The following is a 16,497-nucleotide window of genomic DNA, read 5'->3' as shown; positions in this document are numbered from 1 at the left end:
GCCAAACCACCACCAGCCACATACAACTCACCCACCACACCCGGCGGAACCGGCCGCAAGTGACGATCGAGCACAAAGAAGCTCAAGTGCCCCAACGGCACCCCGATCGGGCTTACGCTGCGCTCGCAATCGGACGCGACGACCTCACGAAACGACGCATGCACCGTGGTCTCGGTGATGCCATACATGTTGATCATCCGCGGCAACCCCGAATGCCGCTCCAACCAAGGACGAATACGCTGGGGCTCAAGAGCTTCCCCACCAAAGATCACCGTCTGCAACTTCAGCCGCTGCCCCAGCTCCGGCGACAGTTCCTCGGCAGTCTGCAACGCATAGAACGCCGAAGGCGTCTGACTCAACACATCCACCTGCTCGGCAACCAGAACCGCGAGGAACTCCTCGGGCGACCGCGTCACCGACTCCGGCACGATCACCAACCGGCCACCGCCAAGCAACGGCCCCCAGATCTCCCACACCGAATAGTCAAACGCCAACGAATGCGCCAGCGTCCACACCTGCCCAGCCGAATCCACTTCCGCACCAAGCGTTTCCAGCAGCTCAACCACATTACGGTGCGGCACCGCAACACCTTTGGGCACACCCGTCGTCCCCGACGTGTAAATCACATAAGCGATGTCATCGGCCGCCGGCACCGGCAAAGCACCACTCGGCTGATCCCCCAAACGAGCATCATCAACCTCGACCACCAACAGGTCATAACCCTCCACACGAGGCCGCAACTGAGCAGTCGTCACCACCGCCACCGGCGCCGCATCCCCCAACACAAACCCAACCCGCGCGTCAGGATGCGCCGGATCGATCGGCACATACGCCGCACCCGTCTTCAGCACCCCCAAAATCGCCACAATCGCCTCAACAGACCGCGAAAACAACACCGCAACACGGCGTCCCGGGCCGGCACCGTGGCCGACGAGCAGATGCGCCAACCGATTCGACGCCTCGTCCAACTCCCGGTACGTAACCGAACGCCCATCCGAAACCAACGCCACCGCATCCGGGCACCGCGCCACCTGCCCACCAAACAACACCGGAATCGAGGACAAACTCGGCGCGGGTGCGGTCAGAACCCCGACGTTTCCGTGGCCATTGAGGTGAGCATGTTCATCGGCGGTCACCACATCGATGTGCGAGATCCGCTGCGCCGGTTCAGCGGTCACCGTCGAGAGGACTCGTTCCAGGCGTGCCACCAACCGCTCGATCGTGGCCGCATCGAACACATCGGTACGGAACTCCACCGCACCACCGATCCCAGCAGGCTGACCATCCGCCGTCCAACGCTCACCAAGCGAAAACGACAAATCCATCCGCGCGGTGTGGGTCTGCACCGGCAGCGGGCTCACCTCCACATCACCCAACGACAGGCCGCCAGCAACACCCCCCGCACCCTGACCGTCAAAGTTCTGCCACGCCAACAACACCTGCACCAACGGATGGCGAGACATCGACCGACCCACATTGAGCCGATCCACCAACACCTCAAACGGCACATCCTGATGATCGAACGCCGCCAAACTCCGCGCCCGCACCTGACCCAACAACTCCACAAACGTCGGATCACCCGACAAATCAGCACGAAGAACCAACGTGTTGACGAAAAAACCCACCAACTCATCAAGCGCGGGATCATTACGCCCAGCGATCGAGAAGCCCAGCGCCACATCACTGGTGGCACTCAGTTTCGACAGCAACACCCCGAGGGCAGCTTCGACGACCATGAATGCCGTCGCGCGGTGCTCGCGGGCAATCTCGCGGATACTCCGCTGTAGGTCAGCCGGCCAGTCCACCGCCACACTGGCCCCGCGATAATCCGCCACCAACGGATACGGCCGATCAGTCGGCAACTCCAACTGCTCAGGCAACCCCGCCAACGCATCACGCCAAAACGCCAACTGCACACCAATACGACTCGCAGCATCATCCAAATCACCCAGCTGCGCACGCTGCCACAACGTGTAATCCACATACTGCACCGGCAACGGCGACCACCCCGGCACCCCACCAGACACCCGAGCCCGATACGCCCGAGCCAAATCAGCCACCAACGGCGTCACCGACCACCCATCAGCCGCAATATGATGCACCACCCCCACCAACACAAACTCTTGTTCGCCGAGTTGCAGAAGCGTTGCGAACAAGGGTGTTTCGGTGGTCAGGTCGAACTCGTGGCCGGCGGCTTCATCGCTGGCACGGTCAATTTCGGCAGCCGTCCAGCCGGTTGCATCGATTGACTGCCAACCGAATTCGGCGGCGTCAGGCGGCAAGACCAACTGTTGCGGAACACCATCGGTCGCCACGTACAGCGTCCGCAGAGTCTCGTGACGCGCCACCACATCGCCCAGCGCGGATTTCAACGCCTCGACATCGAGCCGACCCCGCAACCGCAACCCAATCGCCATGTTGTACACCGGCGACGGACCATGCAACTGCTCCAAGAACCACAACCGACTCTGCGCAAACGACAACGGCACCACCGCAGGCCGCTCAACCGGAACCAACGGCTCCATTCCATCGGTGATCTCGCCGATTCGGGGAGCGAGCTGCGCCACCGTCGGGCTCTCGAACAGTGTCCGGACCGGCACCTGCACGTTGACGGCCTCACTGAGCGTGGCGGCCAGCCGCATCGCGATCAGCGAGTCACCACCGAGGTCGAAGAACGACTGGTCGACCCCGACGCGCTCCAATCCCAACACCTGAGCGAAAACTCCGGCCAGCAGATCCTCGGTCGGAGTCGTCGGAGCCCGGTATTCGTCGTCCCGGTATTCGGGTGCCGGCAGTGCCCGCTTGTCCAGTTTGCCGTTGACCGTCACCGGCAGTGAATCAAGCACCACCACCGCAGCCGGCACCATGTAACCCGGCAACCGCTCACCCAACAACCCACGAGCCGCAACCGGATCGACGGTTCCCGTGACATACCCCACCAGCCGAAGATCACCCGGCCGGTCCTCACGGGTGATCACCGCAGCCTGCTCCACACCATCCAGTGCTGCGAGGGCTACCTGGATCTCACCCAGCTCGATGCGGTGGCCCCGAACCTTGACCTGCTCGTCCGAACGCCCCAGATACACCAACTGACCATCGTCGTCCCACCGCACCAGGTCGCCCGTGCGATACATCCGCATTCCGGGTTCACCGAACGGGCACGCCAGGAACCGCGACGCGGTCAAGCCGGCCCGGCCCATGTAGCCAACGCCGACGTTGTGTCCCGCCACATACAGGTCACCCACCACGCCCGGGGGTACCGGACGCAACCAACCGTCCAAGACGAACAAGGCCGACCCCGGCAGTGGCTTGCCGATCGGCACCGTGCCCGCCCCGGGCTGTAACCGCTCACTCGTCGATACCCACATCGTGGTCTCGGTCGGCCCGTACTCGTTGATCACAGTGCGTACCGACGCCCACCGATCCACGAGGTCGGGCGGGCAGGCCTCCCCACCGACGAGCAGGGTCACCGACTCCAGGCCGTCAGGCGACAACATCCCCGCCGCGGACGGCGTCTGGCTCAACACGCTGACCTTCTCGTCGATCAGCAGGGTGCGCAGATCCTCGGGTGACCGCGCGACCGATTCCGGGACCACCACCAGCTGAGCACCATTGAGCAGCGCGGCATAGATCTCCCAGCCCGAGATGTCGAAGCTGTAGGAATGCCACTGCGACCACACCTGCCCCGAGCCGACCGGCACCTCTGTCTCGTCCAGCCTGCCCATCATCTGTGTGACGTTGTGATGCGTGATGGCAACGCCTTTGGGACGACCGGTGGTCCCCGAGGTGTAGATGACATACGCAACATCGTCAGCCGACGCAACCGCGAGCGGTGTCGAAGGGTAGGCGGCGATCTCCGGGTCGTCGACGAAAACGATCGACTGGCCTCGGCCCGCCAGGCGCTCCGAAAGCGCGGCATTGGTGATCACCGCGATCGGCGCGGCGTCATCGAGCATGAAATCGATACGCGCGTCGGGATGCGCGGGGTCGATCGGGACGTACGCCGCACCAGTCTTCAGTACCGCCAGCATCGACACGATCGCGTCGGCTGAACGGTTGAACAGCAGCCCCACTCGCTGCCCGGCGCGGGCACCGGACTCAACGAGCTTGTGTGCCAACCGGTTCGACGTTTCATCGAGCTGCCGATAGCTGACCGAGCGTCCATCGAAACGAATCGCGGTCGCGTCGGGCGTGGCCGCCACCCACGTCGCAAAACTGGCGGGGATCGACGCCGTCGGCATAAGCGGCGCAGCCAAAGCCGGCCGGTTGCCCATCGAGTCGAGCCTGGAAAGATCACCGGGTTCGAGCGCATCGATCGCTGACAACTGCTGCTGCGGATCAGTGGCCATCTGCGCCAGGATCCGACCCAGCGCGGACGCGATGTCGCCGACATCCAGGCCGGCGAATGGCTGCGCGGCACCCGCCGTACTCAACAACAGGTCGTCTCCGATGGTGGAGAAGATGAGCCCGAACCCGCCTAACGGTCCGACGTTCGTAAACGACGCCGTCGCGGTGGCACCCCCGAAAGAGAACGCCGGCGTCGACGGCAGGATGTTCACTCCTACCCGGCCCGCCGACCGATCCAACCCTCGCGGTCGCTGTTTGCGCTCCAAGGCATGTACCGGAAACCGCTGGTGCTGAACCACTTCCTTGATCCGCGTGTCAACATGTCCGCAGAAGTCCGCGACGGTCATTGTCGGTGCGACGTCCAGCACCAAGGGCACAACCCCGGCGAACATTCCTGGAAGCGTCTTGGACTCGGGCCGGACTCGCCTGCTCACCGGGAAGTCCAGCACCACCTGCGAAGCCTGCGCCGTCCACTGGCGCACCAGAAGAGCGCAAGCCGCGGTGAGAACGGACGACCGCGGCGCGCCCAGCCGCTCCGCAAGCCAGTCGCATCGATTGACCGCGACGGGATCCAGAGGCAGCGGTGCCGAGGGCTCGTCCGCTCCGGCGTCCGCCGCCGCACTCGACGACCGCCAGTCAGAGTCATTGTCCGCAGGGAGATTTCGTAACCAGTAGGCCTCGTCTTCGCGATAGTCGTCTGAGTTCTGGTACTCCGTCTCGATATCGACGAGGTCTTGCAGCGATCCGAACAGAGGACTCGGCACGGGCGCCCCCGAGACGACCGCGGTGTACACCGACGCGATCCGCTGGCCGGCCAAGGCCAGCGCAAACCCGTCGATGACGATGTGGTGGCAGGCCGCGAACAGGTAGAACTCGTCTGCTTGGGTTTGCAGCACCGCGAGTCTGAACAGCGGGTCGGAGAGTGACATCGGCGCACGCTGAATCGACGAGACTATCCGGCGCACTTCACTCGACGCGTCGTCAGAACTGGTCAGATCATGAAACGCGAGATCGATGTCCGGGTCGTCGACTACCCGCTGCGCGACCTCCCCGTCGATCTCCTCGATGGTTGCTCTGCCAGGTTCGATCTCGCCGACGACTCGTCTGACGGCCCACTCCAGCGCGCCGAGATCCACCGCGCCGTCGATCTTCATCAGAAGACCGAGCTGCCACTCGTCGCCTGAGCCGGCCGCCTGTTGGGCCAGCCAGACGTCCAGTTGAGCACGTGTCAGCGGAAGCGGACGGCTACTCGGCACCGTTTCCGTCTTCAAAGAACACCCCCGGTTCCTTTCAATTCAGGTATCGATCCGAGTCAGCGCTCGCGCGCGAGCCGATCACGCAGGCTCTTCGGACGTATGTCCGGCCAGTTCTTCTCGATGTAGTCCAGACAGGCCGCTCGATCGGCCTCTCCGAATACCACCCGCCAACCCGCAGGTACGTCCGAGAACGTCGGCCACAAGCTGTGCTGCTCCTCGTCGTTGATCAGCACATAGAAGGTGCCGTTGTCATCGTCGAACGGATTAATGCTCACCTTGTTCTCCAAGATCAAATCGATGGGCGGTAAATCGGTTCGAACTCTACTGAAGACCGAGGGCGTCGGCGGGCTTTCGACGAAGTGCTCGGCGAACTGCCAACTCATCATTGGGTGGCCTGCAGTTACGCGGTTCTTGGTGCCGAAACCTCGTCAGAAATGAATGCACGTCGCGCCCTCCAGACTGCATTTTTACGTTGGTGTAACTGGCAACTCGGGCTTCCATGTAGAGAATCGATCGACCCGCACTGTCGCATTGTCTGGGCCTATCTAGCAAAGTGTTCAGATCAGCTATAAATTTACTGGCAAACACGTAAACCCCATACCGGACAGCTTTGGCGTTTTCACATGAATTAGTCTGGCTTTGTTTCCGAGCCCGTTGAGCCGAGTGCGCACGACGACACACCGCTTGGCCGCAAACAGCGTTCCGCGGAGGGCACCGTCGGCAAAGCTGCGCCGGGCGAACGGGTGAGCTGCCAGAGGGCAACGCCGATGAGCACGCCGCCGCCGAGGACCTCAAGTTGCGGCGAAAGCCGAACGCCCGCTCAATGAAGCTCCCGGCCGAGGCCGAGTGGTCCATACGTGACGGCCGACGAAAAATGCTGGGCCGCAAGGCTTAGCGATTTGGATATCGGCTGCGGCGCCGGTCTGCTGAGCACCACGCCCACAGCGCGGCTGACAGATCGATATCGCTAGCCTGCGTCAGGTTGTGCGGCTCTCACGCGGCATCAAGATCAGATACCGGGGCCACTGCCTTCCTCAGAAGTTGCTACAGGAGCTGAAAACGTTCTCGATCGTTGGCAACAACGCCGCGTTTGCCGGATTGGCGCGAATCTTCGCCGCCATCGGCTGACGCTGAGCCGGCGATGAGTCGATGAACTGACGCAGACCCGCCTGTTGCTGCGGCGATTGGATAAATGCCGCAGCTGCCGGCCCCTGGGCGTTGGCGGCAGCTATTACCTGTTCGTAGCTACAGGTCGTGTCGACTATCGGGTCAGCGGCAGCCAGCCCCGCCCCCGCAGTCAGCGACAATGCAAGGCCGCCGACGGCGGCTGCGGCTCCTGTGGTCAGAATCCATCTCATCACGCCAGATCCTTTCGACGATTTCAGTACCGACTTGGATCCCCCGATAAACGCGACTCTAAACCGCTCGTTTAAGGGGCGACAAGCATTTGGCGCCATTGCCATAAACTGTTCAGCTTTCGAGTCGGCGATATCCGCTGGATATAACTGACGACCGGGTCAGGACTGCCTTGGAAGCTCTGCTGTCGGAGCATCATCGTCGTCGGGACGCTGGTCCGTGCCGAGCAGTGCGCGCACCAGCGGGCGGGGACCATACGGCCGGAGCAGGACGCTCGCCGGCCGTGGCCGCACCCGCTGCGGCCACCAGAACCACCGGCCCAGCAGCGCAGCGATGGACGGCGTCATGAACGAGCGGACGATCATGGTGTCGAACAACAGTCCCAACCCGATGGTGGTGCCGATCTGACCGATGATTTGCAGATCGCTGACCGCCATCGACGCCATGGTGGCGGCGAACACCAGACCGGCAGTGGTCACGACTTTGCCGGTGCCTCCCATCGCCCGGATGATGCCGGTCTGGATGCCGGCCCCCAATTCCTCTTTCAGACGCGATACCAAGAGCAGGTTGTAATCGGATCCGACCGCCAACAGAATGATCACCGACATCGCCAGCACCATCCAATGCAGATGGATTCCCAGGATGTACTGCCAGACCAAAACGGCCAATCCGAACGATGCACCCAACGAGAGCACGACTGTTCCGACGATCACCAGAGCGGCAACCAAACTCCGCGTGATTATGAGCATGATGACGAAGACCAAACAGATTGCTGCGATGCCGGCAATCAACAGGTCGGTGGTCGAGCCGTCTCGCCAATCCTTCGCTGTTGACGCGGTCCCGGCGAGGTAAATCTTCGCTCCCGACAGCGGTGTGCCTTTGAGGGCCTCCTCGGCCGCGAGCCTGACCTTTTCGATCCGAGCAATTCCCTCCGGCGTCGCGGGATCGCCGTTGTGCGAGATGATGAACCGGGCCGACTTGCCGTCCGGGGATATGAACGATGCCATGGCCCGTTTGAAATCCGGATTGTCGAAGACCTCCGGAGGCAGGAAGAAGGAGTCGTCGTTCTTCGCGGCGTCGAAGGCCTGCCCCATGGCGCTGACTTGGGCAGTTTGGTCCTCCAGCTGGGTCGCCATTCCCGACATCGTCGAGTAGTTTTTCAACGTCATCGTCTGGATGGTCTTCATCACCGCGATTGCCTTCGGAAATTCGGCGATCAACTGCGGGACTATCGCGTCGAGCTGTTCCATGTCATTGACAAGCTTCGACAACTTTTCGGTTAGTACATCCATTCCGTCGAGCGTGTCGTATATCGATCTGAGGGCCCAGCACAGGGGTATGGAATAGCAGTGCGGTTCCCAGTACAGGTAATTGCGTATGGGTTTGAAGAAATCGTCGAATGCTTGGATATGTTCCAATAGCTGTAAGGAAATGTCTTCGATTTCCTTCGTGGTGCCGAGCATTCGATGGGTGATCCCGTACAGCTGCTTCATCAAGTTCAGCTGGTTTTCCATCAGCTGGATCATGACGCCCATGTCCTGAGCCTGCTTCAACATGTCCTTGTTGCGTTCGTCCTGCAGCTTGCGCGATTGCACCTGAGCGGCGCTCTGCAGGCTGATCAGAAACGGGATGGACGTCTTGGCGATCGGCGAGCCTTCCGGCCGGGTTATCCCTTGTACTCGAGAGATCCCCTGAACTTTGAAAACGGCCTTGGCCAGCTTGTTCAGCGTGATGAAATCCGTGGGATTCCGCAGATCGCGTTCTGTTTCGATCATCAGGATGTCGGGCGTCAACCGCGCCTGCGAGAAGTGCCTCTCGGCGGCCAGGAAACCCTGATTGGCCGGGATGTCCGCCGAGATGTAGGCACGGTCGTTGTAGCTCGTCTCGTATCCCGGCAACGCGAACAGGCCGACGAAGGCCGCCGCGAGGGACGCGGCGAGGATCGGCGCGGGCCACCGGGCGATCGCGGTGCCGATTCCACGCCACCTACGAGATTTGAGTCTGCGCTTGGGATCCAACAGTCCGATGCTGCTGGCTAGGACGATTCCCGCAGGTACCAATGTCACGGCGGCGGCAACCGCCACCAACATGCCTATGGCACAAGGGATTCCCATCGTCTGGAAATAGGGCAACCGCGTGAAGCTGAGGCAGAAGATGGCGCCGGCGATCGTCAGACCAGATGCCAGCACGACCGGCACCGTGCTTTGGTAGGTGCGGTAATACGCAGCCTCTCGGTCCTGCCCGGCTTGACGCTCTTCCTGATATCGACCGAAGAAGAAGATGCCGTAGTCGGTTCCTGCCGCGATAGCAAGGAACACCAACATATTGACTGCGAACGTCGACAGCAGAAAGACCTCATGGGCGCCGAGGAACGCGACGACGCCGCGGGCCGCACCCACTTCAAAGCCCACCATCACCAGCAGCAGGATCACGGTGATGACTGAACGGTAGACGATGAGCAGCATCGTGAAGATGATCACGAGCGTCGCGATCGTGATCTTCACGATGGACTCGTTACCGCTGTGCTGCATGTCCGACGCCAGTGGCGCGGCCCCCGTCACGAAAACCTTGACGCCTTCGGGTGGCCCGGACCGATCCACGAGATCGCGTACGGCAGCGACGGATTCATCGCCTGATGGCGTGCCCTGGTTGCCCACCAGGTTGATCTGGACATAGGCGGCCTTGCCGTCGGGACTCTGCACGCTCGACGAGGTGAGCCGGTCTCCCCAGAGGTCCTGCACATGGGTGACGTGTTCGGAATCTTTTCGCAGCGCATCGACCAGTCCCGCGTAGTACGCGCGGGCATTGTCACCGAGCGCCGTGTCACCCTCCAGGACGATCATCGCGGAGCTGTCCGAATCGGACTCTTCGAACGCCTGCCCCATGCGCAGCATGGCTTTGGTCGACGGTGCGTCCGCAGGCATCAGCGACACCGAATTCCGCTCCGCGACGTGCTCGAGCGCCGGAATTGCCGACCGCCAGTCCCAATTGACCGAGGACAGCGTGGTGAAGACGATCAGGGCAAGCCACGCCACGACGACGATCGGCGAGGTCCTGCGTATCGTCTTGGCGACGAAGGGCGGCCGAGTGTTGTCGGTGCTCATACGGCCCGGCTTAGTCATCACGCAGTATCAATGCACGTACAAGTGGACGCGGCCCCACCGGGCGCAACATGGTGCTGGCGGGACGCGGACGCACCTGGCGCGGCCACCAGAACCAACGGCCGAGCAGGGCGGCGATGGATGGTGTCATGAAGGCACGCACCACAAGCGTGTCGAACAGCAGACCCAGGGCAATCGTCGTACCGACCTGGCCGATCGTGAGCAGGTCGCTGACGATCATCGACCCCATGGTGGCCGCGAACACCAGGCCCGCGGCCGTCACCACCTTGCCGGTACCGCCCATCGCGCGAATGATGCCCGTTTTGATGCCTGCGCCAACCTCTTCCTTCATTCTCGACACCAACAAGAGGTTGTAGTCGGAACCCACTGCGAGCAGGACGATTACGGACATCGCCAACACGACCCAGTTGATCTGGATGCCGAGAATGTACTGCCACAACAGGACCGACAGACCGAAGGACGCTCCCAGCGACAGCGCCACCGTGCCGACGATGACCAAGGCCGCGATGAAGCTTCGCGTCATGATCACCATGATGAGGAAGATCAGGCACAACGCCGAGACGCCGGCAATCAACAGATCGATTTTCGCTCCGTCGATCAGATCCTTCACCTGAGCGGCCGTACCCGCGATGTACAGATTCGATGTCTCGAGCGGAGTTCCCTTCAACGCCTCCTCGGCCGCGGTTCTGATCGGCTCGACGAGAGCCGTGCCCTCTGGTGTTGCCGGATCGCCCTTCTGCGAGATCAGCAGACGTGCTGCCCTGCCGTCCGGCGACATGAAGATTTCCATCACGCGTTTGAAATCCTCATTTTGCAAGGCATCTGGCGATAGATAGAAGGAGTCGTCGTTGTTGGATGCGTCGAACGCCTTTCCCATGGCGGTCGCGTTCTCGTTCGCATCTTGAGCCTGGGTGATGATGCCGCTCATGGTGCTGTGCATCGTCAGCATCATGGTGCGCGTGCTCTGCATATTGGCGATCATCGCTGGGAACTGCTCGAGAAGCTGTGGCATCAGTACGTCGAGTTGATCGAGATCATCGGTGAGATCTGCCATCTTGAGGGTCACCTGATCGATCCCGTCGATGGACTCGAAAACGCCTCTGATCGCCCAGCACACCGGGATGTTGAAGCAGTGCGGTTCCCAGTAGAAGTAGTTGCGGATCGGCCTGAAGAAATCATCGAAATCCGCTATGTGATCCCGGATTTCCTTCGTCGCGTCTTCCACCTCGTGGGTGGTGACCACGAGGCGATGCGTGGTGTCGACCATTTGCCGCATCAGGCCGTACATCCGCTCCATCACGTTGATCATGGTGGTCAACTGGTCGGCCTGATCCAGCAGATCTTCCATCCGCTGCTGTTGGAACGGCATGCTCAGCTTGTTGCTCGCGTTGCTCATGCTCAACATGAAGGGGATCGACGAGTGCGCGATCTGTGTCCCTTCGGGCCGCGTCACGGACTGCACGTTCGCGACCCCGGGCACGGCGAACACCGCCTTGGCCAATCTGTTGAGCACCAACAGGTCCGCCGGATTCCGCATGTCGTGGTCCGACTCCACCATCAGCAGATCGGGCGAGCTCATCGACGATTCCGGGAAATGCCGGGAGGCCGCGGCGAACCCCTGGTTGGCCGGAATGTCCTGCGGGAGGTACCTCTGGTCGTTGTAGCTCGGGTTGTAACCGGGCAGCGTCAGTAGCCCGATGAGCGAAATCGTCATCGTGGCAACGAGAATCGGGCCCGGCCAACGGACTATCGCGGTACCGATTCGCCGCCATCGCCGGGTGACGACCAGCCGCTTGGGATCGAAGACGCCGAATCGGGCGCCTGCCGCGATGCAGGCGGGAACCAGCGTCAGCGCGACGGCCACTGCGACCAGGATGCCGATGGCGCCCGGAATGCCCAGTGGCTGGAAATACGGCAATCGGGTGAAGCTCAGGCAGGCAATCGCTCCCGCGATCGTGACACCCGACGCCAGCACCACCTTCGCGACACTGCGGTAGGACGTGAAATACGCGTCCACGCGGTCTTCGCCGGCCTGCCGCGCCTCCTGGTACCGGCCCGCGAAAAAGATCGCGTAGTCGGTGCCGGCCGCAATACCCACTGACACAAGCAAGTTGACAACGTACGTGGTGAGTCCGACAAGCCCGTGCATACCGAGGAAGGCGACGACCCCGCGGGCCACCTGAAGCTCGATGAACACCGTGAACAGGATGATCAGGACGATCGAGATCTTGCGGTAGAGCAGAAGCAGCATCACGAAAATCACGCCAATGGTGACCAACGTGATCAGGAGGACGGTCCGGTTCCCACTCAGACCCATATCCGCGACGATTGCCGCGGGACCGGTCACATAGGTCGTCACGCCCTCCGGTGCCGGAGTCCGTTTCACAAGATCTTGAACGGATTTCACCGATTCGGTCGCCTCGGCCTGCCCGAGCGCGCCGGCCAGCTCCAACTGTACGAAGACCGCTTTCCCATCGCGGCTCTCCGCCGCGCCCGCGGTTAGTGGGTCCCCCCAGAAATCCTGCACGTGCTGGACGTGCTTCGTATCCTTCTTCAGTTCGGCGACGAGCCCGTCGTAGTACTTGTGCGCATCGGGGCCGAGGGGTTCCTGCCCCTCCAAGACGATGACGGCCACACTGCCGCCGGTGGACTCCTCGAAGACCCGGCCCATGCGCTCACCGGCCTTGACCGACGGGGCGTCCGCCGGACTGAGCGAGACCGAATGCTGCCTTTCAACCACCTCGAGCGGCGGAACTCCCAGGGTGACGAGAACCGTGATCGCCACCCAGCCGATGATGACCAGGGCCGAAAAGGTCCGGATGAAAGAGGCGATTCGCGGCCGCCGTGTTCTGGTCTCGTCCGATTGCACGGCCGTCATCCGTTCTTCAGGAGACAAGACGTGAATGCATTTACGTTATTGGAGGTTCTCTCGGCCTTTACTTCGCCGTCGACGATGATGCGGCAGCCGATGTTGTCGCTGTCGCCCTGCGCCATGAGACTTCCGATTGCAGTCGTGCTGCCCATGTCGAATTGCAAAGTCCAGGGCAGGCTGATCCCGGTGATGTACTGCGGTTCCGTGTCTTTGTCGAAGTAACTGATGTTCGCAACCGTTCCCGGTGGGCCGAATACCTCATAGATCATCTGCTTCGGATCGTAAGTCTCGGATTCGTCGGCCCTGGTATCGGAGTAGGACGTGTGCTTCTCGGAACCGAAGATCCCGTGCAGCCGAGACACGGTGAACCCAGCGCCACCCACCACCACCAGCACGAGTAGCGGTATCCACAGGCGCTTGAACAATCCGAAAATGGTACGACTCCTCCCCTGCCGCCACACCCCCGAATGTGCTGCGGTCTCCCATATGACCATCGCGAGTGTTCGGCACCCAGTCGGGGTGCCGAACAGTGGCAGAAGAATAACCCATGCCCCAAACCCTTGTATGTGCTTGTGGCGGAACGATATGAGGTTGCGACGATTGCTGGATTGCTGCACCCAAGCATTGATCTTGAGCATCGCAGATGGCGTCAGGAAAAGGCGATTTGCCCATCTCATCGACGCCTTCGGACTAGCCTGCACAGCCAACACCCAGGCACGATCGGAAGCGGCAGGCCAACCGACGTCAACTTGGTGACAGCCTAGCGAAAAAGGAACAAAACATTCGGTGAATACCTAGCCTGTCACGGTTGAATGCGGCCTCAGTAGCTACGGTGGCAAAGTTTGCCAATTACTGCTTAAACATGTCATCTGGCAATTTGCTGTCAACTAACCGTCGCGAGTGTGAAAGGCAGCACCTCCGGCGCCCCGGCGCCGCGCAGGTGCCGCGCCGCCATCGTCAGCGTCCAGCCGGTGTCGGTCACGTCGTCCACCAGCAACACCGGACCGTCGACGTCGACGTCGGGCCGCTCCCACGCGCCGTCGAGCGCGGCCACCCGATAGGCCGAGTTGGCGGCGGTGACGGGCCGCCGCCCGGGTGCGTACCGCATGGTCCCGAGGTTTTTCAGCCGGCCGAGTTCGGCCAACCGCCGCACGGTCGAGGTGATCAGCTTCGGACGCGTCGCCGAGTCCAGACCCATGACCGCGACCGGCCGCGTCGACCAACCCCAGGTCTTCAGCACCGCGACCGCCGCACCGATCACCTCGTCGGGCACCTCGGCGTCGGGTTCGTCCAGCAGGCGCCGCAGCCGAACACCCCAGCCGAGGTCGGTCAACCTACCGATGGCCCGCCCGGGAGCGGCCCCGTCGCTGATTCGGCCCGACAACTCAAGGCCCAGCTTGGCGAGACCGGACGGCCACTGTTTACGTGGCGCCACGACGATTCCCGGGCGTCGCAGGCGTTCTGTGGTCGCCGCGAGCGTCGCGTCGTCGACTGCGGTCTCGTAATGACGACCAGTGCAGTTGTCGCACCGCCCACAGCGTTCGCTCGGTTGCAGGTCCGGGTCGTCGAGTTGAGCGCGCAGGAACACCATTCGGCAAACGTCGGTCGCCTGGTAGTCGAGCATGGCCTGTTGCTCACGACGGCGGGCTTCATCCAGGGCGCGATAACGGGCCTCGTCGTACACCCACGGCTCCCCCGTCGCGATCCACCCGCCTTTGACCCGGCGCACCGCGCCGTCGACGTCGAGCACTTTGAGCACCATCTCCAGCCGGGAGCGGTTCAAGTCCACGAGGGTTTCCAGGGCGGGCGTGGACTGTGGCCGGTCACTGTCGAGCGCGTCAATAACGTTGCGCACCATCGATTCCGACGGGAAGGCCACCGAGGCGAAGTATCGCCACACGTCTTGATCCTCGATGCCGGGCAGCAGGATCACCTCGGCGCTGTCGGTCGCCCGGCCCGCTCGGCCGACCTGCTGGTAGTACGCGATCGGCGAGGACGGCGCACCGAGATGAACCACGAAACCGAGGTCGGGTTTGTCGAATCCCATCCCGAGCGCCGAGGTCGCGACCAGCGCCTTGACCCGGTTGCCGAGCAGGTCTGCTTCGAGTTGTTCACGCTCCGCGGTGTCGGTGGACCCGGTGTAGGCGGCGACCTTGTGTCCACGCTCGGCCAGCAGCGCGGCGACGTCATGGGCCTGCGCCACCGTGAGCGTGTAGATGATTCCCGATCCGGGCAATGAATCCAATTGCGCGGCAATCCAAGCGGTGCGCTGCGCCGGATTGCCCGCCTTGACGACCGAGAGCCGCAACGATTCCCGGTCCAGCCCGCCACGCAACACCAAGGTGTCGCGGCCGCCGACGCCCAATTGCGCTGCGACATCGTTCACGACGCGGTCGTTGGCGGTCGCAGTGGTGGCCAAAACCGGTATACCGGAACCCAATTCGGCGATGAGCGTGCGGATGCGCCGGTAGTCGGGCCGAAAGTCGTGACCCCAGTCCGACACGCAGTGCGCCTCGTCGACGACGACCAGACCCGCATCGGCGGCGAGCGCGGGCAGGACGTTGTCGCGGAAATCGGGATTGTTCAGGCGCTCCGGACTCACCAGCAGTACGTCGAGATCGCCGTCGGCGACCCGTTGGTGGATCGCGTCCCACTCGGTGACATTGCCGGAGTTGATCGTTGCGGCCCGGACCCCGGCCCGCTCGGCCGCGGCCACCTGGTTGCGCATGAGCGCCAGCAGTGGTGAGACGATCACAGTCGGCCCGTGGCCGGTGCTGCGAAGCAGTTTGGCGGCGATGAAGTACACCGCTGACTTGCCCCACCCGGTGCGCTGAACCACCAGCGCCTGGCGTCGGCCGACGACCAACGCCTCGATGGCCGTCCACTGGTCGTCGCGCAATGTCGCCGTCGGCCCGGCCAACTGTTCGAGAACCGACTGGGCCTGCTCACGGGTTGCCATGGCACCATACTGCCGGGTCGCACCGACGCTTCAGGAAACAGCATGAAATTGACAGGCGCGCCAAGTGATTCGCTTACCAGCGATCACTTCGGGGTCGCGGAGATGAGCACGTAACCAGATGACGGCCCGGGGGATGGAGCCGCCACCTGGTCACGCTGGCCTCAGACTTCCTGCAGCGCCTCGGACACCGGCGTCGGATTCACCTCGACGCCGCACTGGGCGGACAGGTCAGCAACCGGCTGATTGATCGTCCTCAGTTCCTGCTCAACTTGCGGGTTCTTGTCGAAGAACGCCTGGTAGAGCCCGTCAGCCTGGTCGTCAGGCTGCTTGGCGATGTCCGACAGCGCCTGGTCCGCCTCGGGATGGGCAGTCAGGTACGTACTCGTCGACGCAGTAACCGAGCTGACGGTGCTGGCGACACCACTCTCGCTGCACTGGTCCGGTGCGGCGTTGGCCATCGGCAGCGTGAATGCGGCGGAGACGACGCCGCCGGCGCACATTCCGTACAGGCAACGACGGACTGCGCGTGCGGACATCTTCTTCATCGAACTTCACTCCTTCGGTCGGCGATCGTGGTTGATCGCG

8 protein-coding genes are annotated in these 16,497 nt (G+C 62.5%); all 8 read right to left on the bottom strand.

Going from position 1 to position 16,497, the window contains the following annotated elements; all coding sequences use genetic code 11:
• Positions 1–5,603: non-ribosomal peptide synthetase (locus AWC31_RS06075; RefSeq protein ID WP_234816737.1), on the bottom strand; the 5,603-nt coding region annotated here is incomplete at its 3' end.
• Between the two features lie 56 nt (positions 5,604–5,659).
• A complete protein-coding gene (locus AWC31_RS06070; protein WP_067858605.1) occupies positions 5,660–5,878 on the bottom strand; it encodes an MbtH family protein in 219 nt (72 codons plus the stop codon).
• Positions 5,879–6,637: 759 nt separating this feature from the next.
• Positions 6,638–6,961 (bottom strand): hemophore-related protein, encoded by a 324-nt coding sequence (locus AWC31_RS06065; protein ID WP_084357012.1) that lies wholly within the window; start codon positions 6,959–6,961, stop codon positions 6,638–6,640.
• A 159-nt stretch (positions 6,962–7,120) separates the two neighbouring features.
• Entirely contained in the window at positions 7,121–10,063 is a 2,943-nt protein-coding gene (locus tag AWC31_RS06060; RefSeq protein ID WP_085143405.1) for an MMPL/RND family transporter, read from the bottom strand.
• A 10-nt stretch (positions 10,064–10,073) separates the two neighbouring features.
• Positions 10,074–12,959 carry an MMPL/RND family transporter gene (locus AWC31_RS06055; protein ID WP_085143404.1) on the bottom strand — a complete coding sequence of 962 codons (2,886 nt, stop codon included), beginning with the start codon at positions 12,957–12,959 and terminating at the stop codon, positions 10,074–10,076.
• Positions 12,956–13,447 carry an MmpS family transport accessory protein gene (locus AWC31_RS06050; RefSeq protein WP_084357013.1) on the bottom strand — a complete coding sequence of 164 codons (492 nt, stop codon included), beginning with the start codon at positions 13,445–13,447 and terminating at the stop codon, positions 12,956–12,958. The genes AWC31_RS06055 and AWC31_RS06050 overlap by 4 nt, the downstream gene beginning before the upstream one ends.
• 389 nt (positions 13,448–13,836) lie before the next feature.
• Complete coding sequence (locus AWC31_RS06045; protein WP_085143403.1) at positions 13,837–15,912, bottom strand: RecQ family ATP-dependent DNA helicase; 2,076 nt, start codon at positions 15,910–15,912, stop codon at positions 13,837–13,839.
• 161 nt (positions 15,913–16,073) lie between these two features.
• Complete coding sequence (locus tag AWC31_RS06040) at positions 16,074–16,457, bottom strand: heme-binding protein (protein ID WP_085143402.1); 384 nt, start codon at positions 16,455–16,457, stop codon at positions 16,074–16,076.
• Between the last annotated feature and the right edge of the window lie 40 nt (positions 16,458–16,497).

The sequence above is a fragment of the Mycolicibacterium wolinskyi genome (assembly GCF_002101965.1).
GTDB lineage: Bacteria > Actinomycetota > Actinomycetes > Mycobacteriales > Mycobacteriaceae > Mycobacterium > Mycobacterium wolinskyi.
This window is presented reverse-complemented; position numbering and strand designations above follow the sequence as displayed.